Origin of the sequence: Lysinibacillus sp. CNPSo 3705 (genome assembly GCF_028674935.1) — a bacterium.
Classification (GTDB): Bacteria; Bacillota; Bacilli; order Bacillales_A; family Planococcaceae; genus Lysinibacillus.
In genome coordinates, this window is record NZ_JAQZSD010000008.1 from 124,825 (window position 1) to 144,004 (window position 19,180).

Below are 19,180 nucleotides of genomic sequence, written 5' to 3' on the forward strand. Positions count from 1 at the left end.
ATGTCAGCAAAATGGGAAAAACAAGAAGGTAATATCGGTACTCTAACAATCGAAGTACCAGCTGCAGAAGTAGATGCAGCAATGGACCAAGCGTTCAAAAAAGTTGTGAAACAAATTAACGTACCAGGTTTCCGTAAAGGGAAAATGCCTCGTAAAATGTTTGAACAACGTTTTGGTATCGAATCTTTATACCAAGATGCATTAGAAATCATCGTTCCTGATTCTTATTCAAAAGCGATCGATGAAGCTGGAATTATGCCAGTTGATTACCCAGAAATTGCTGGTACAGAAAACTTCGTACACGGTAAAGATTTCACATTTACTGCTCAAGTAACAGTGAAACCAGAGCCGAAACTTGGTGAATACAAAGGTTTAGAAGTTACGAAACTTCCAGTAGAAGTTACTGATGAAGAAGTAGAAACACAAATTCAAGACCAATTAGCTCGTAAAGCAGAACTTGAAATTAAAGAAGACGAAGCTATCGTAGAAGGCGATACAGCTACTATCGACTTTGAAGGTTTCGTAGGCGAAGAAGCATTTGAAGGTGGTAAAGGTGAAGATTACCCACTAGAAATCGGTTCAGGCTCATTCATCCCTGGCTTTGAAGAGCAACTTGTAGGTGTAAAAGCTGGTGAATCTAAAGACGTAGTTGTTACTTTCCCAGAAGAATACCATGCAGCAGAATTAGCTGGTAAAGAAGCTACTTTCAAAGTAACTGTAAAAGAAGTGAAAACGAAAGTTCTTCCAGAACTAAACGACGAATTCGCTAAAGAATTAGACCCAGAAGTTGAAGGTGTCGATGCTTTACGCGCTAAAATCAAAGAGCAAACTGCTGAACAAAAACAAGCTGAATCTGATGCAACACTTCGTGATCAATTAGTTGAAAAAGCTGCTGAAAATGCAGAATTTGAAGTACCTGCTGGTATGATCAACTCTGAAACTGATCGTATGTTACAAGAATTTGGTCAACGTTTACAAATGCAAGGCATGAACTTAGACCTTTACTACCAATTCTCAGGTCAATCAGAAGAAGATTTACGTGGACAAATGAAAGAAGAAGCACAAAGCCGTGTACGTGTATCTTTAACACTTGAAGCAATTGCTGAAGCTGAAAAAATTGAAGCATCTGAAGCTGATATCGCAGCTGAATTAGAAAAAATGGCTGCTCAATTTAACATGACAAAAGAGCAAATTACTGGCGCTTTAGGCGGCACAGCAGTTCTTGAAAACGACATTAAAATTCAAAAAACAGTTGAATTTTTAGTAGAAAACGCTAAAATTACTGAATAGGATTTTTTTGTAACTGGATAAAAAATGAAAACAAGGTACGGCATTAAACCGTGCCTTGTTTTATCACATATTTTTTATTTAGAATAAGCTAGATTCCCCTTTTAGTTCAGTTAATGATAGTTTTAATATTACGACTACTTTCACCGCAAAAAGCATCCTCCAAACAGGAAATACTTTTTTGAAAAGGGGATAGGCAAAAGCCTTTACACTTCTCTAATACATAGTATTGTTTGACTTTTCACACGATGCTAAAATTTGACTTTATTCAGTAGAGATCAAATTGATGTCTCAATCCTTCCAAATGAGGAACAACGAAATACATCCTCGTCTGAATGAAGTTAAGCCTCTGGCGAATATAATAGATTTTCAACTTCTTTCAGCCATTATTTTCTGTAGCGACAGCTACAATTATGCCGAGGCATAATTAATAGAAAAAAGTTACTTGAGTATTTTTAACTTGTATCAACGGTATTTTAGTGAAGCCACAGGCCAAATATTAGTCGAGAGCCAGAAAACTTGACGGAAAGAAAGGTCTTTGATCACTAGAGGTTTCTGAAGAATCAGTCAGTTATACACAGAATTCAACCACACGCTAATGTTAAGAGCAGGAATTCATCAAGCTAATGAATGGGCGTTATTTGCAATAAATAATAATGTTTTTTGTACAATAAATGTCGAAAACTTTTTGAAATCTTGAAACATAGACGCCGTGGTGTAAATAGATGCAGACAATTTATTTGATAAAGATTCAATAATCTTGTAAGATTGTTGCTTGAATAGGGGTGAAACATATTGTTCAAATTTAATGATGAAAAAGGCAATTTAAAATGCTCATTCTGTGGAAAACCACAAGAACAGGTACGTAAACTAGTTGCAGGTCCTGGTGTTTATATTTGTGATGAATGTATCGAACTTTGTTCAGAAATCGTTGTAGAGGAACTGGGCGTTGAAGAAGAAATTGAATTTCAAGATATTCCAAAACCGAAAGAGATCTTAACGATTTTAGATGAGTATGTAATAGGGCAAGAACGTGCTAAAAAAGCTTTAGCGGTTGCGGTTTACAATCACTACAAACGCATTAATACAAATAGTAAAATTGATGATGTAGAATTAGCAAAATCGAACATTGTGTTAATCGGCCCAACTGGTAGCGGTAAAACTTTATTGGCCCAAACATTGGCGCGTATATTAAACGTTCCTTTTGCAATTGCAGATGCTACTTCTCTAACAGAAGCTGGCTATGTTGGTGAGGACGTTGAAAATATTTTATTAAAATTAATTCAATCCGCAGATTACGATATCGAGCGTGCTGAAAAAGGAATCATCTATATTGATGAAATCGATAAAGTTGCACGTAAATCCGAAAATCCATCCATTACACGTGATGTTTCTGGTGAAGGTGTGCAACAAGCTCTTCTAAAAATTTTAGAAGGTACAGTTGCTAGTGTCCCACCACAAGGTGGTCGTAAGCATCCACACCAAGAGTTTTTACAAATCGATACTACAAACATCTTATTTATTGTGGGTGGAGCATTTGATGGAATAGAATCCATTATTAAACGTCGTCAAGGTGAAAAAGTAATTGGCTTCGGTTCAGATCCAAACAAAATTGATATGGATGAAGGCTCGATTATGGCGAAGCTGATTCCAGAGGATTTATTAAAATTTGGTCTAATTCCAGAATTTATCGGTCGATTACCGGTACTTGCAAGTCTAGAACAATTAAACGAGGCTGCGCTTGTACAAATTTTAACGGAGCCTAAAAATGCACTAGCTAAGCAATATCAAAAAATGCTTGAACTAGATGGTGTTGAGCTTGAGTTTGATGAAGGTGCTCTTTCTGAAATTGCAAAAGAAGCAATAGAACGGAAAACGGGTGCACGTGGTCTTCGTTCAATTATTGAGTCAACAATGCTTGATGTAATGTACGAACTACCTTCACGTGAAGATGTGAAAAAATGTATCATTACGGCAAAAACAATTACGGATAAAGAAAAACCGAAATTGCTTCTTGAAGATGGCACTGAACTCGATGAAGGTAGCGACACAAAAACTTCAGCATAACGAACAGACACTAATGTCTATTGTTATGAGATAAAGAGTAATTTAGCTGACTTCGATTGTGCAATATTCGCACATATCGACAGTCAGCTTTTTATTCATTCATACATAAAGCCACTGTAATTAGATGAAATTTTTGGCTCAATTGATTAACTAGTGTGAATTAGCTTTTTAGACGCATACTAGTAGCGTGGGAGTGAATAAGAAAATTATGACGGAGGTGAATACCCGCATGGTGACAATACAAAAAACAACAAGTGTACCATTATTGCCTTTACGTGGACTTTTAGTATACCCGTCGATGGTGTTACATATTGATGTGGGTAGAAATCGTTCTGTAGCGGCGCTAGAACAAGCGATGCTAGAGGACCAATTGATATTATTGGTAACACAAAAAGAAGTACATGATGAACAGCCTGATGAGCAAGATTTGTATACAGTTGGTACGATGGCATATGTCAAACAGATGCTAAAATTACCAAATGGAACTCTGCGTATTTTAGTGGAAGGTGTGGCGCGAGCAACATGGTCTAACTATCGGGCGTTAGAAAAATATACGATTGTTGACATCGATGTTAAGGAAGAAACAAACGGTATAGATGTTGAAACACAGGCTTTAATGCGTACGTTGTTAACGTATTTCGAGAGATACGCGAAAGGCTCCAATAAAATTACATCTGAAACCATCAGTACTGTGGCAGACATTGAAGAGCCAGGTCGTTTAGCAGACATTATTGCATCGCATTTACCCTTTAAGATTGCAGATAAACAAGAAGTATTAGAGATGCTCAATGTAAAGAAGCGTTTAGATCATTTAATTATTCGTTTACATGACGAGCAAGAAGTACTTGATCTTGAAAAGAAAATTAATACAAAAGTTAAGCAATCCATGGAGCGTACACAAAAGGAATATTATTTACGTGAACAAATGAAAGCTATTCAAACTGAGCTAGGAGATCGCGAAGGAAAGACTGGCGAAGTAGCTGAATTACGTAAACGTATTGACGAAACAGGAATGCCAGAATCAACGAAAGAAGTAGTGCTTAAAGAGTTAGATCGCTACGAGAAGCTACCATCGGCTAGTGCAGAGAGTGGCGTCATCCGAAACTATATTGATTGGATTATTTCATTGCCATGGACGAATGCGACTGAAGATCGCATGAATATCGAACATGCGGAGAATATTTTAAATCGTGATCATGACGGGTTAGAAAAAGTAAAAGAACGTATATTAGAATATTTAGCTGTACGTCAGCTGAAAAAATCGTTACGTGGACCAATATTATGTTTGGCTGGCCCTCCAGGAGTAGGTAAAACATCATTAGCCCGATCTATTGCAGAAAGCTTGGATCGCAAATTTATCCGTATTTCATTAGGTGGGGTACGAGACGAATCGGAAATTCGTGGTCATCGTCGTACGTATGTTGGGGCAATGCCAGGTCGTATTATCCAAGGGATGAAAAAGGCAGGAACTATTAATCCTGTATTCCTGCTAGATGAAATTGATAAAATGTCTAATGACTTCAGGGGAGATCCGGCAGCAGCAATGCTTGAAGTTTTAGATCCGGCTCAAAATAATACATTTAGTGATCATTACATCGAAGAACCTTATGATTTATCAAATGTATTATTTATAGCAACTGCCAATGATTTAAGTACAATTCCTGGGCCGTTACTAGATCGTATGGAAGTAATCTCAATTGCTGGTTATACAGAAATTGAAAAAGAGCAAATTACGAAAAATCACTTAATACCGAAACAGTTAAAAGAGCATGGCTTGAAAAAAACACAAGTTATTATGAAAGACGAAGCAGTAGTGGATATTATCCGTTATTATACTCGTGAAGCAGGTGTTCGCGGACTAGAGCGTCAAGTCGCAACCCTCTGTCGTAAAATCGCTAAGATCATCGTTTCTGGTGAGAAAAAACGAGTAACAGTGAGCTCGAAAACGTTAGAGGATTTACTCGGTAAACATCGTTTCCGATATGGACAAGCGGAAGAGGAAAATCAAATCGGTGTAGCTACTGGGCTTGCTTATACAACTGTGGGTGGTGATACATTACAAATTGAGGTATCATTAACACCTGGTAAAGGAAAATTGCAGTTAACTGGGAAGCTCGGCGATGTCATGAAGGAATCTGCTCAAACAGCTTTATCGTATGTCCGTACAAAAATGGAAGATCTAAAAGTGGATGCAGAGTATTTTGAAACACATGATATTCATATTCATGTTCCAGAAGGAGCTGTGCCGAAAGATGGACCTTCCGCAGGTATTACTATGGCAACTGCGATTGTTTCTGCAATTTTACACCGTCCTATACGCCGTGAAGTCGGTATGACAGGTGAAATCACATTACGCGGACGTGTACTGCCAATAGGTGGCTTAAAGGAAAAAACACTCAGTGCGCATCGAGCGGGTTTAACGACAATTATTTGCCCGAAAGATAATGAGCGAGATATTGAGGATATTCCCGAAAGTGTACGCGAACAACTAACATTTAAACTAGTGTCATCGGCTGATGAAGTGTTAGCCCATGCACTGGACGGAGGTTTTTAAGAAAATGAAAGTCCATAACGTAGAAATGGTCATAAGTGCTGTAAGACCAGACCAATATCCAGAAGATGGACTGCCAGAATTTGCACTAGCCGGTCGTTCAAATGTGGGGAAATCCTCCTTTATTAACCGAATGATCGGTCGTAAGGCTTTAGCACGTATTTCTTCTAAGCCCGGAAAAACACAAACGCTTAATTTTTACAAAATTGAAGAACAATTATTTTTTGTAGATGTTCCGGGCTATGGTTATGCAAAGGTTTCAAAAACTGAGCGTGAAGCATGGGGAAAAATGATTGAGCGTTACATCACTGGACGCAATGAATTAAAGGCAGTCGTACAAATTGTTGATTTACGTCATCCCCCTACAGCTGATGACCGCATGATGTATGATTTTTTAAAGCATTACAATATTCCTTGTATTGTTATTGCAACAAAAGCAGATAAAATTCCAAAAGGTAAATGGGATAAGCATAAAAAAATCGTGAAAGAAACGCTAGATATGGAAAAAAATGATCCTCTTATTGTCTTTTCTTCAGAAAAAGGAATTGGCTTTGAAGAAGCATGGCGTACGATCGAAAATAAAATGTAATAAAAAAACATCTATTGAGTCTATTATTTAGGACAGTAGATGTTTTTTTATTAAAAATTGGGGGAATCGCTTGATGAAATGAACAACTGACCGATAAATTAGATAGGAGGTGGACTAAATGGATATTGCAGCTTTATCAATGGCAATGAATCAAGCAACTTTAATGCAAAATGTATCTCTAGCTGTAACGAAACAGGCAATGGAGATGCAACAGCAAAATACAGAGCAATTAGTTGAAATGTTAGATGCTCCACATCCGACAGCCGGACATACAATTGACATTCAAGTATGATGAAGCAAAGGTAGCTTGAAATTGGAAGCTACCTCTATCTTTATGTCTAATGGTAGATTTAAAAAGTAAGTAAAAGCACTAAAATGTAACTTTTTGAATAGGAAAAACTACCAATAATACGATATACTATATATTAATAACAATTTTTTAGGAGGTCGGGATTTGTTGAAGAAGATTCCATACATACTAATGATTGTGTTACTAACGGTTCTCGGATATTCATCAAATAATACAGCTCATGCTGCCCAAATGGTGACTGGAACCTTTGTTGATGTAACATTTTCAGAATATGCAAATTCTAACGGAGTAATAGAAAAAAAGCTTAGTAAAATTACTTTGCAAAACGAAAGCGGTCGTCAAGTTACATACAATATAAATGATAATGCCCGCCTGTATATTAATAATACAGTGACAACAATCGAAGGCTTTAAGATGGGAATGCAAGTAGAAGCGGAAATTTCTCTTCGTAGTGTTGTTGAGCTGCGAGGTACTTCTAATTCTACAAGTGAAACAGAATCTCCAACAGTTACACAAAATACAAAAACACTTGCTGGAGTAGTGACAAGTATTGATCCAAATGGACTATTCATTATGCTGAAACCAGATATAGGGGAGGAAACAACTTACTATATAAATAAAGATACCGATTATCATAAAAACTCCTCAGCTGTCGATATTAGCGCTTTGTATGTGGGAGATCGTGTTAAGCTTAGCCTTAAAAATCGAAACACTTCCATTGTCACAAAAATAGAAATTAGTGAGACAGGTACATTAGTTGAAAACCTATATAAAGGTGAGATACAGGCTGTTAATGCCAATACAAATAAATTAACTGTCAAAAACCAACATGCTTTTATAAATTGGCAGTTTGGCTCTGACACAACAACGGCTTTATCAACAATGAATTTTTCATCGAAGGTTCCGATATATGTTGGCAATACAAATATTGAAAAAGGTCAGTTGAAAAATTACATTGGCAGTCAAGCATATTATGCAACAGTTAAACAATTTGGCAAAGAAGTGATTGAAAAGATTGTTGTGTTGAAAAACAATGAGCGAACGTACTATGAGCCTATGCTTTCTGTAGATACTAAATATCAATTATTTAAACTTAAATCTGCCGGTACATTATACTTCCATGATGGAACGATTTTAATTAGAAATGGTCGTTTAATTGAACCTACTGGCTTACTAGCGTATGGTACAGCCTTTGTAATTTCGGACGGTGCTGCACGTGATCATTATGCCCAAGTTGTTCAAGTAACAAGTGATAGCTTTATGTCACCAAACTTATCAGGTCATGAATTATATTATGGACGTTTATCACAAGCAGATGGCTATTTAATCGAAATTGATGATGCGATGAAGATTGAGTCAAATGTCTTCAAGAAAACGGAGCGAACTGTACTATCTGTTAGTAATTCAACAAAAGCCATGGTAGATAATGGTAACAAAATATATAGTGTCATTCCTGATATTGAGCTTCATTTATTTGAAGGCGAATATGGCTACTTCTATGTAAAGGATGGTCATGTACAGGCCCTTCATATGCTTAATAAAGCGAAGCCTGTTGCACCATTAATGTTAACTGGTAAACTACAATCAGTTAAATCGAAATACCCAGCAGTAATTAATGTGAAGAGCGTTAGTCAATGGCAAAATGGTCGCTGGTATGAAGCTGGTGAAATGGTTGATATGAATATTGATCAAGCTACAATTATTAAAGCTGGTAAAGTTATTCAAGCATCTGATTTAAAACCTTCTGATCGTTTAGTAGTATTATCAGATCGTTTTGTCAAAGCGCATTTAATATTAGTTGATTAATTAATTTAGAAGTCTGTGAGTCTTTTGCGAGTTTACGTTAGCACTGCGCTTTCGCACAAAAAACATTTGCCGCTACCGCTATGCTATCGCGCAAAAGACTTTTGTTGCTGACGCTGCGCTTTTGTATAAAAAACAATTGCCGCTGTCGCTACACTAACATCTGCAGGCCTAAGTACAAAGCCAATTCCGGACGCAATTATGCTGAGGCACAATTGACCTTGAATTTTTCAGGTGTGTTGAAAAAGCAGATAAGAATGATAAATCGACACACCTGATTATTTTGTAAAGTGGAAGAAATTTATTGACAGCTCCAGATGCGGATATGTATGGAATGAAAGTGAGGGACAAAAAAGAATGCGAAAACATTTATCTAAAATAATGTTAGTGGTTCTTGCTGTATTTATTATTGGAATTACTATCCCAGAAAATGCATCAGCTGTTTCATTAGAAACAACAGGTGCTGTAAAAAATGAATATACATATGAGGAAGCTGTTTTCATTACAGGAACACCCATTATATTTAAAGGTACTAGTAAAGACATTAAAATTACACAAAAAGAATCTAAAGGAAAGTTAACCGAAACACATAGTCTAAAGCTAACAGCAAGTAATGGTGCTACATTGACACGAAATATGACCTATGAATCTGATGTCGTAGATTATGCTACGATTGGTCAAAAAACATCGAATGGTGTAGTGAAAAAGTATACTGAGAAAATTGTTGTTGGGAAAATAACATATACATTGGTAGATTACCAATTTTCACAAGGGACTGTAGCGGACAATCGTGCAGCCTCTGATTATTACTCAGGTAATGTGATTTCAAGAAAAACATATGCCTTTCAAACTGGAACTGGAAAAAATGCAGTTCAAAATACAGTAACAATTGACACTGATAGTCGTCATGCCGGCTATGAAAACTTCTGGGGAGCGACAGAAACACAAATTACAGAAGCTGTTTATAAATATAGCGACGGTAAGACTAGCCATGTGAAAAACCGTTTATCGACAAGCAAATCACGTGTACTAAACTATGAAGAAAACCTAGGCAGTTTAGGTAGCTTTGATGGTGGATATGCGGTAGTAAGTGAAAAAGATGTTATTTCTGAATATACGTTTGATTTATATTCTGGGCAAAAAGGTACTCTTGATTTAGATAAAGAATATATGCCGACAATAGAGCGTTTAATCATTCCTAAGTTCCGTGATTTATCAAAGCATTATGCAAAAGGAGCTATTGAAAAATTATACTCTTTAGGTATTTACTCTGATGCCAGTAACTTCTTCTCACCAAATACCCCTATGAAGCGAATTGACTTTACAACGGCAATTGGTAAGGCAGTTGACTTACGTGTTATGGAAGAACCGAAAACGAAAAAATCGACATCAGCTACTAGTATTTTTAAAGATGTTAAACGTACGGTGAAAGATTATGCCTATATTGAGTCTGCGTATAAAAAAGGAATTATTAAGGGTGTAACGCCAGAGTACTTCAAACCTGATAATCAAATTACTCGAGCTCAAGCCGCTACGATTTTTGTACGTGCATTAGGGCTAGAAAATAAGGCGCCGGATCCAGGCTATATGACGAAATTTAAAGATGATGCGCAAATTCCGAATTATTCAAAAGACGGTATATACATTGCGAATGAGTTAGGATTAATGACTGGTGACCCTATAACAGGTCGATTTAATCCAGATCAACCATTAACACGAGCACAAGCATCCGTAGTATTAGAACGTTTCTTGAATTATTTGGAAAGCGATTTAAAACAAAACTATCGAGATGACATATTGTTCTTTAATTAACGAAAGGGCTGAAAAATAAATGACCTATGCTAAAAAAGCATTTCTATCTCTGCTTTGTTTCGTGCTAATTTTGGTGACAGCAGCTCCAGCTGTGACCCAAGCCGCTACGACAATTAATGATGTCCCAACAAATAACGGTAAATACAAAGCTATTTCATGGGCAGTCGATAATGATCTACTCTCATTAAATAGCGCTAATAACTTTTTACCTAATGAGCAAATAACTGATCGAGAGCTTGTAGTAATGTTTGCGAAGCTCGATAAGAACTATGCATTAACATATAACGAAAGTGTCGCATATAACTTTTACAGCGAGTTTTACTTACCGTTCAATGGTACTTACACAACAGCAAATCGTTCGAAAGCTGTTACACGAGGACAATTTGCGCGTATATATGCTGCCTTTAAAGGTTTAGATTTAGATGAGCCTCAGGCGGTTCAATATTTATACACAAATGATATTTCAACAGGAAGCACTGGTAAAAAGACATTTGCCGATTTCGAACCTTCTACAAAGCTGACTCGTGGAGATATTGCTGAATTTTTATATCGCAGTGTACAAAACGGCAACTTTGCTGTACTAGGATTAAAACGCGCAGCAGCAGGTCGTGATAATGATAAAATCACATTACCTCCAGGCTTCATGGGCTCAAACAACGCAGAATTTGAAGAGCCAAAAGATAATTCTAATGATTTTACTGGACCAGAGTATGTGAATAATGCTCTTCAAAGTATTGATGTAGAAAAACCAGATTTAATTGCAAATGATCAAGATTCAACGCTCATTACTGTATCTTTAAAAGCTTGTAATGGTGATCCAATACCTGATGATAAATCTTATACATTCCGTGTAACTTCGTCATATGGAGCAAAAATCGTTGACACATCTGGTGAAGCTGTTCGAAATGTACAATCAGATGGCTCTACTGTCTCTGCAATTGTTATAGCACCAAAATTAACAAAATCTGTACGTGATACAATTACATTTGAGCTTATTAACAACACAGATCCTGGTATGAAATGTCTTGTAGGTGAGAAATTGAATGCACATGTACGTTACTCACCTCAGCCAGAAATGCGCATTGATTACCAAGTGTATGATCCAGCAAATACGGATGATAATAATGGAAATGTCACACCTCCATATGTACCGTATGAAAAATTACCAACGTTCTTTACTGAAAACATTATTAACGTTCATTGGATTAATCCAGAAGAAAAGCTATTTAGTATTGGACAGCAAACGAATGTAACGAATAGTTTAGGAAATGTGGAAAATAAATATTTACAATATGGTGGCAGTGATAAAAATTACCCTGCATTAGGCTATGAAAATGCCATCTTACAGTTTGAGAATTATAATATTTCAGTTTGGCTATTCGAAACAATTATTCAAAAACGCTTGAAGGATTCCATTAGTGATAAAGTTGAAATCATGTATATGATTTCAGATGATGGACGTCCTATTTACCGTATTCAAGGAATCGATGATGCGATTGCCTCACAGGTTGAGAATATTAATCCAGTCGGTTCTATTATTCAACTTATGGGCTATATGCCAGACGAAAAACAGCTGACGCTCGAGCATTATGATAGTGTTATGAAAATTTACGCAATTCTTACAAACTTAAGTAACTATGATCGAACAGTATTATTAAAATACCAAGGTGGTAAATTACTCGGTCAAGTAGAAGCCTATAAAAAACGAGTGGAAGCATTAAAGGAAAGTGCAGATGCGGCATCAAGACCATCGGGTAAAGATCGTTATACTAAGGTTATGGTTACATTAGTAAGACCGGGTGGAGAAATTATTACTGACTATCAAGGAACAGTGAAAATTAAATTTGATGGTGTTGAGAAGACAGCTTCATTTGTGACAAATACTTCGGATTATTTAAATCACACAGGAAGCCCAGGGACAGCTGTAGCGTACTTTGATTCGGTTATTTATGGAAAATCAAAAGCTGAAGCAACATTAGTTAATAAAATAGATCCTCGTTATGCAACAATATTGAAGGATTTTAAAGATAAAACAATAGTAAAGGAAATTTTCACAAATCCTTACTTTAGTAAAAATTCTTGTTCTTTAGCAACAGAAGTTGCTTACGTAGTCGATTACTCTGCTTCCATGAAAGCTTCTGACCAAACAAATTATCGTGGTAAGAAGATGATGGAAGTAATCAATCAAATTAAGGCTAAAAATAATATTGTTATTGAAACAAATACAAAAGCTACTGTTCTTGGAGAGGGCACTACAGACAATGTCTTGAAAAAAGATCTATATAAAGCATCAAAAGAGAAGGGTGCTACAGATATTTTTGCAGGTATAGATCTCGCTCTGTCTAAATTCTCAAATGACTCGAAAACTTCAAAAGCTATAATTGTTGTTTCAGACGGTAAAACAAGTAAATCTAAAATGACAAAAGTGCTGAACGATGCGAAAAATAAAGGGGTTAAAGTTTACACTGTAAGTATCGGTAAAAAATCACAAGTTAATGATGCCATTTTAATGCAACTGGCTACTGAAACTGGTGGTACTTATTACCACGCTAATGATAACTTACAATTACATCAAGTTTTCCAAAAAATTATTGATGCAATTTTATGTAAAACTTCGCCTTCAAGTTGCGTGAATCCTGAAGATTTATTTGAAGAAGCGACAGTCACTCTACGCAAAGGCAATATTACGATGAATGCAAAAATTGATGGTAATTGCTCAAATGTTGCAAAGATTAATGTACGTTTCCCTTCTTTAAGTGGAGATGTGCAATTTGAATTGACAAAGCGTAGTGATAATGTCTACATGCTAACAAAAACAGTGCAAACAATGCAGGACTTCAAAGTTAATAATGAGATTGAATTCGTAGCATATGATAAAGACGGTAAAATTATAGCTACTAAAACTGTGACAATCACAAGTTAATAGATAAAAGGTAAGCTGAACTAATTTTAACAATTAGTTCAGTTTTTTTATGACATCTTTATGCGGTTGATTTCCATTCCGACTAGGCGCTTTGCTTTCGCTACAGAAAACATTTGTTGCTACCCTATAATCTGTTTGGAAGAAATGGATGGATCACTTTAAAGCTGTCACAAATATTTACAGAATTATTTTGATTGGTCTCGTTACTTAGCAAGGAATATGAGAACACTATATTGAATAAGTAACAAAGGTGATCATTTCTAGTATTGAAATTCATACTCGTATTTTTGGGGGGATTAATTTGGTTAAGGACTCGTGGTTTACGGTTCAGGAAATCGATAATAAAACATTCGCAATTAGTGAATATGGACATTGGGAAAAGGTGCATTCATTTCTATTAGTCGGCAATGAAAAAGCAGTTCTTATTGATACTGGTCTTGGAATTGATAATATTAAACGTATAACGGATCAATTGACTGATTTGCCGATTGATGTTTTAACAACTCATGTGCATGTCGATCATATTGGAAGCCATGGAGAATTCGAAAATGTTTATGTTCATGAAGCTGACTCAGATTGGTTAACGAATGGTATTACAGGATTGACGATAGAACAAATAAGAACAGATATTAGTAGAGATATAACAATTCCAACTCCAAAAACCTTTAATCCAGAAACGTATAAACCATATCAAGGAACACCAACTGGCTTATTACAGGATGGTGATGTGATTGAGATAGGAAATAGACAATTAATTATTCATCATACACCTGGGCATTCTCCAGGTCATATATGTGTTTTTGACAAAACAAACGGATATTTGTTTACTGGTGATTTACTATATGATGAAACACCTATTTATGCTTATTATCCTTCGACTAACCCTCTTGATTTAATTGATTCCTGGGAAAAGATATCAAAGATCCCATATGTCACGAAAGTTTATGGTTCACATAATACATTAGGTCTTGAACCAAGTATTCTACAAGAACTCATAAACGCAGTTAAGGAACTTAAAGAAAAGGATCTAGTAAAGTTCGGAACAGGGATTCATAAATTTAAAGGGTTTAGTGTACAGTTTTAATTTTATCTTCAACGAAAAATGGGATTATAGCTACCTATAACGATATTCGTTTTAAGAGAACAATAGTATAAAGAAAGTAAAAAAAGCCTTGTTAAAAAATTACTTAACAAAGCCTATTTTTTATACTTGTCCAAATCTGGTTCAATTCATTTCAATGCTTTAATGTGTAACTAATTAGTATATTCTCTTTGTTGAAACCTGCTTTAAAGTATACATGATTCGCTCTGTAGTTGTTATTGATTACACACAATCTGATCTCATTTATATTCTCATAGTTAAAAATCTCCTGAAGAACTTCTTTTAATAGTTTTGTCCCTAGACCTTGATTTTGAAATTTTGGAGAAATCGCAATATATTCAAGACTAGCTTCTTCAAAAACTGTATCTATTTCAAAATAAGCATAACCTTGTATCTCCGAATTTTCATTTTTTAAAACTAACAATTGGTTATGCTTACTTCTACGAGAAACAATGGTTTGTGCGTCATAATATGTATTTGGAAAAGCCTCATTATGTAATTGTGCAAATTGTTCTCTATCATTTAATGTAAAAGGTACTAAAAACTTATCATGTAAAATTGGTAAATCGCTTTTTGAAATTTTTAAAATTAGGTGTTCGCCCGTATTTTTTGCACCTAAGCTTTCTAAAAACTTTTGTTGAATCAAATTTAATTTATTTATGAAAAAGTAAAATGTATTTATATTAAAAAATGTTTGAACGAGAACATCCCATAATTTTTTTAATTCAGTTACATTAATTGTTGCCGAATATGGCCCCCAGACTTCTGCTGAATGTTCATCTATATCTAAACCAAAAGCTGCAATCATTTCATTTTGCTCGTTACGCATAATCACAAATGACAGATGATCATCCGCTACAATAAAGTTTTCATTTATATCATTAATAATTTCATTAACGTTAAAACCAACATAGCCACTATGAGAAGTTCTTTCTTTATTTAACTTTGAAATGAAACCCCCGATATCTTCAATATCACTAACCTTTGCTAACTCAATAAACATTGTCCACTCTCCTAACTCCTCTTTTTCTCAATAATACAATAAATGGAATTTCTTCACTATAATTCTTATGAAATAATAAACATAGATTTCACTCATAATTGATCAAAAGCCTTTAAAACATATGTATTGTGTTAAATTTAATGAATTTGGGAATGTTACACCTAAAGATATTTTAAGGTGGAGACAAATGAATAGAACTTTTTCTTTTTTCTTAGTTTCGTTTTGTACATTTTTTTTAATTACATTACATGTATCTGCCAATGATAAACCGAGTCCTTATGAAGAAATATATCCCGAAATAGGATATAAATCGCTGGAAGAAGCAATCGATGATTTTGAACAACACTTTAACAAAAAATTAAAGCTACCACTTAGAGTACCTCCTATAAGCTTTACACATCATTTTGGACGATTCTCCGATTTAAAGTATGAAGGTAATGACGCATTTGAAGTGAAATTTATCAATGACCAATTATCCGAAAATCACTATAAAATTGATATTCGTCCATTTAAGTATAAATTGCCTCTAAGAGAGAAATATGTAGTGAATACTTTTGAATTAAAAAATGGGAATGTAGCCACGTATATGACTATTTCAGGTTTTAATGTCCTCGTTTTTGAGAGAGACAATTTGCAGTATATGCTAAGTATAGATAAGCGAGTTTCAAATAAAGTAACTCCTGAGACTTTAGTAGACATAGCCAATTCTATTGATTATTAAATGGATCAAAAATTTTAATGTGACTCGAGAACAAGAGTATAGAAAAGTAAAAATAGCCTTGTTAAAGATAAACAGAGGTTATTTTTTTATATCTTAAAATAAATTTTATTTAAACTGTCCAAATGTAGTTCGACTCTATTAGGATTTTAAAACGTATATCATGTGAAGTAAGTTGATTGAAGTGGAGACTGGGCGACTCCTTGGGGATCAGCGATAGAGGAACGAAGTCTAAAACCATCACATCCTGTGATAACGCCTTCGTGACCAACCTCGTGTTGGCCCGAGACCCTGCAGCTCATCGGACGCACCCAGGAAGCTTTGCTCGTGCGAAAGCGAAGCGGCAGCAATAAATGTTTTTTCTGTGCAAAAGCGAAGCGACAGCAATAAAGCGCCCAGTCGCAACGGAAATCAACCACACGTTTTGATAATGAGCTATTAAAGAAATGTTCTGGAAAACATTAAATTTGAAACAGGAAGTATAATTTGTTACACTTAGTTTATAATAATTCTAATGTAGGTAACGAATTTCAGTTCTTCATGACATGTTCACAAATTATTGATGAACTCTTGTCGAACTGTGCTATAATGAGATTTGTTAATTAGAACGTGAGAGGTGTTATTCATGCATACCATCGTAGTAGGCTTGAATTATAAAACGGCGCCAGTTGAAATTCGTGAAAAGTTATCATTCATAGAGAGTGAACTACCACAGGCAATGGAAGCGCTGCAGAAGCAAAAAAGTATATTAGAAAATGTTATTGTTTCGACATGTAACCGCACAGAAATATATGCAGTAGTTGATCAATTGCATACCGGACGTCATTATGTGAAACAATTTTTAGCAAATTGGTTCGACATACCTGTGGAGACATTTTCTTCGTATTTAACAATTCGTGAAGAAGATGAGGCAATCGAACATTTATTTAAAGTGACTGCTGGAATTGATTCGATGGTACTTGGCGAAACTCAAATTTTAGGACAAGTACGAAAAAGCTTCTTAAATGGACAAGAGATTGGAACAACAGGTACGGTATACAATCAGCTATTTAAACAAGCGGTGACATTTGCGAAGCGTGCACATAATGAAACGGCTATCGGTGAAAACGCGGTATCTGTCTCTTATGCAGCAGTGGAATTAGCGAAAAAAATATTCGGATCTTTACAACGGAAACATGTAGCAATTTTAGGTGCAGGGAAAATGGGGGAACTTGCTATTGAGAACCTTTACGGTAGCGGTGTAGGAAAAGTAACCGTTATTAACCGTACGTTCGAAAAAGCAGAAAGCCTAGCAGCTAAATTTGACGGTGAAGCAAAATCTATGAAGGAATTACAATGTTCGTTATTAGAAGCGGATATTTTAATTACGTCTACAGGTGCAACAGATTATGTTATTGACTATGAATTGATGCAATTTGTTGAACGTTTGCGTAAAGGTAAACCATTATTTATGGTAGATATTGCAGTTCCGCGTGATATTGATCCACGTGTTGGAGATTTACCAAATGTATTCTTATATGATATAGATGATTTACAAGGCATCGTCGAAGCAAACTTAGCTGAACGTGAACGTGCTGCGGCTGATATATCTGTAATGATTGGCAAAGAGGTTGTACAATTTAAAGATTGGGTTGCGACTCTTGGCGTTGTCCCTGTCATCTCGGCTTTACGCAAAAAAGCGAATCATATTCAAGAAGAGACAATGATTAGTATCGAAAATAAAATGCCGGATTTAACGGATCGAGAACGTAAAATTTTAAGTAAGCATACAAAATCTATTATTAATCAATTGTTAAAAGAACCAATTCTACAAGCTAAGGAAATGGCAAATTCACCAAAAGCAAATGAACAGTTACGTTTATTCCAACAAATTTTCGGTATTGAGGATGCTGTGGAAGCTGAAGTTACTGTGATGACAGAACAAGAGCTTGAACGCAAAAAACGCGTACAGTCGTCACAAACTTCCACTGAACCAAAGTATTCTTTCTAAAGATAACTATGTGTTCGGGGTGTAACTTTAGAATTATTAGTTGTTCCTTCGAATTTTTCGCGTGAACGAGATTTTCTACTGATATTAAATGAGGCGTTTTCGTATCTGTATGGTAAACTAAGGATACGAAAACGTTTTTTTCTAGGCTAAAGTACATTACTTTAGCACTCTCAACATAAAGAAGGGATGTCTATTGGCTGATTTGACAATGACAAGGCTCTATGAAGTAATGATCGTCTTGTATGGGATCAGTCTAGTATGTTACTTTACTGATTACTTTTATAAGCAAATAAAAGCAAGGCGAATTGCTTTTTGGCTTGTTTCATTCGTATGGGTAATTCAAAGTGCCATTATATTATTAACTTTTGTGGAATCGAAGCGTTTTCCGATTTTATCGTTGTCAGAAGGGATTCTCTTTTATTCCTGGTTGCTCGTGACATTATCAATTATTTTGCACTGTATTGCACGGGTTGATCTACCGGTGTTTATTATTAATATACTAGGATTTTTATTCGCTAGTATCTTTACTTTTATGCCGAAACGATCAACAGGAGTAGTTAGTGATACTTTAATTTCGGAATTGCTTTTTATTCATATATCATTTGCAATATTATCGTATGCAATGTTTTCGTTAACATTTGTTTTTGCGATATTGTATTTAGTATTATATCGTTTGCTAAAAAAGAAAAAATGGTCACATTTATGGACAAGGTTACCATCACTACAGCAGACAAGTAACTGGATGAATGTATCATTTTTCATTGCTATTCCAGTGCTTTTTGTAAGTTTAGTTTTAGGGTTTGAATGGGCACTACTAACGCTAGAAAGTTTTTCAATTTTTGATGCGAAGATTATTGGGTCCTTTATTATTTTAATTTTGTATTGCTTTATATTGTATGCGAATCGTAAAAGTAAGCTGACAGGGACAACTTATGCGTGGGTACATATATACGCTTACCTATTAGTTGTTGTTAACTTCTTTTTAGGAAGTAGTTTATCACGATTCCATTTATGGTATTAGAAGA

13 protein-coding genes are annotated in these 19,180 nt (G+C 35.3%); 12 read left to right on the forward strand and 1 reads right to left on the reverse strand.

What is annotated here, in order from left to right; translation table 11 throughout:
* From tig to PVA17_RS05250, 9 genes are all read left to right on the forward strand, one after another.
* Entirely contained in the window at positions 1-1,290 is a 1,290-nt protein-coding gene (gene tig, locus PVA17_RS05210; protein ID WP_132357014.1) for a trigger factor, read from the forward strand.
* Between the two features lie 792 nt (positions 1,291-2,082).
* Complete coding sequence (clpX, locus tag PVA17_RS05215; RefSeq protein ID WP_142509037.1) at positions 2,083-3,354, forward strand: ATP-dependent protease ATP-binding subunit ClpX; 1,272 nt, start codon at positions 2,083-2,085, stop codon at positions 3,352-3,354.
* 229 nt (positions 3,355-3,583) lie between these two features.
* The gene (gene lon / locus PVA17_RS05220) at positions 3,584-5,908 is read left to right on the forward strand and encodes an endopeptidase La (RefSeq protein WP_274067093.1); all 2,325 of its coding nucleotides are present in this window, start codon (positions 3,584-3,586) and stop codon (positions 5,906-5,908) included.
* Between the two features lie 4 nt (positions 5,909-5,912).
* Positions 5,913-6,494 (forward strand): ribosome biogenesis GTP-binding protein YihA/YsxC, encoded by a 582-nt coding sequence (yihA, locus tag PVA17_RS05225; RefSeq protein WP_132357011.1) that lies wholly within the window; start codon positions 5,913-5,915, stop codon positions 6,492-6,494.
* Between the two features lie 118 nt (positions 6,495-6,612).
* A complete protein-coding gene (locus PVA17_RS05230) occupies positions 6,613-6,786 on the forward strand; it encodes a YjfB family protein (RefSeq protein WP_081011007.1) in 174 nt (57 codons plus the stop codon).
* 162 nt (positions 6,787-6,948) lie between these two features.
* On the forward strand, positions 6,949-8,610 hold the full coding sequence (locus PVA17_RS05235) for a hypothetical protein (protein ID WP_274067094.1): 1,662 nt from the start codon (positions 6,949-6,951) through the stop codon (positions 8,608-8,610).
* A 354-nt stretch (positions 8,611-8,964) separates the two neighbouring features.
* Entirely contained in the window at positions 8,965-10,419 is a 1,455-nt protein-coding gene (locus PVA17_RS05240; protein ID WP_274067095.1) for an S-layer homology domain-containing protein, read from the forward strand.
* A 19-nt stretch (positions 10,420-10,438) separates the two neighbouring features.
* Positions 10,439-13,342, forward strand: coding sequence for a vWA domain-containing protein (locus PVA17_RS05245; RefSeq protein WP_132357010.1), 2,904 nt, complete (start codon positions 10,439-10,441; stop codon positions 13,340-13,342).
* A gap of 301 nt (positions 13,343-13,643) precedes the next feature.
* On the forward strand, positions 13,644-14,426 hold the full coding sequence (locus PVA17_RS05250; protein WP_132357009.1) for an MBL fold metallo-hydrolase: 783 nt from the start codon (positions 13,644-13,646) through the stop codon (positions 14,424-14,426).
* A gap of 151 nt (positions 14,427-14,577) precedes the next feature.
* Here PVA17_RS05250 and PVA17_RS05255 read toward each other — a convergent pair whose 3' ends face one another.
* Positions 14,578-15,447, reverse strand: a complete 870-nt coding sequence (locus PVA17_RS05255) for a GNAT family N-acetyltransferase (protein ID WP_274067096.1) — start codon at positions 15,445-15,447, stop codon at positions 14,578-14,580.
* Positions 15,448-15,634: 187 nt separating this feature from the next.
* Between PVA17_RS05255 and PVA17_RS05260 the strand changes: the two genes are divergently transcribed.
* From PVA17_RS05260 to ccsA, 3 genes are all read left to right on the forward strand, one after another.
* On the forward strand, positions 15,635-16,168 hold the full coding sequence (locus PVA17_RS05260) for a hypothetical protein (RefSeq protein ID WP_274067097.1): 534 nt from the start codon (positions 15,635-15,637) through the stop codon (positions 16,166-16,168).
* 622 nt (positions 16,169-16,790) lie between these two features.
* Positions 16,791-18,155: a glutamyl-tRNA reductase gene (gene hemA / locus PVA17_RS05265; RefSeq protein ID WP_132357007.1), complete on the forward strand. Its 1,365-nt coding sequence runs from the start codon at positions 16,791-16,793 to the stop codon at positions 18,153-18,155.
* Positions 18,156-18,348: 193 nt separating this feature from the next.
* The gene (gene ccsA, locus PVA17_RS05270; RefSeq protein WP_132357006.1) at positions 18,349-19,176 is read left to right on the forward strand and encodes a cytochrome c biogenesis protein CcsA; all 828 of its coding nucleotides are present in this window, start codon (positions 18,349-18,351) and stop codon (positions 19,174-19,176) included.
* The last annotated feature ends 4 nt before the right edge of the window (positions 19,177-19,180 follow it).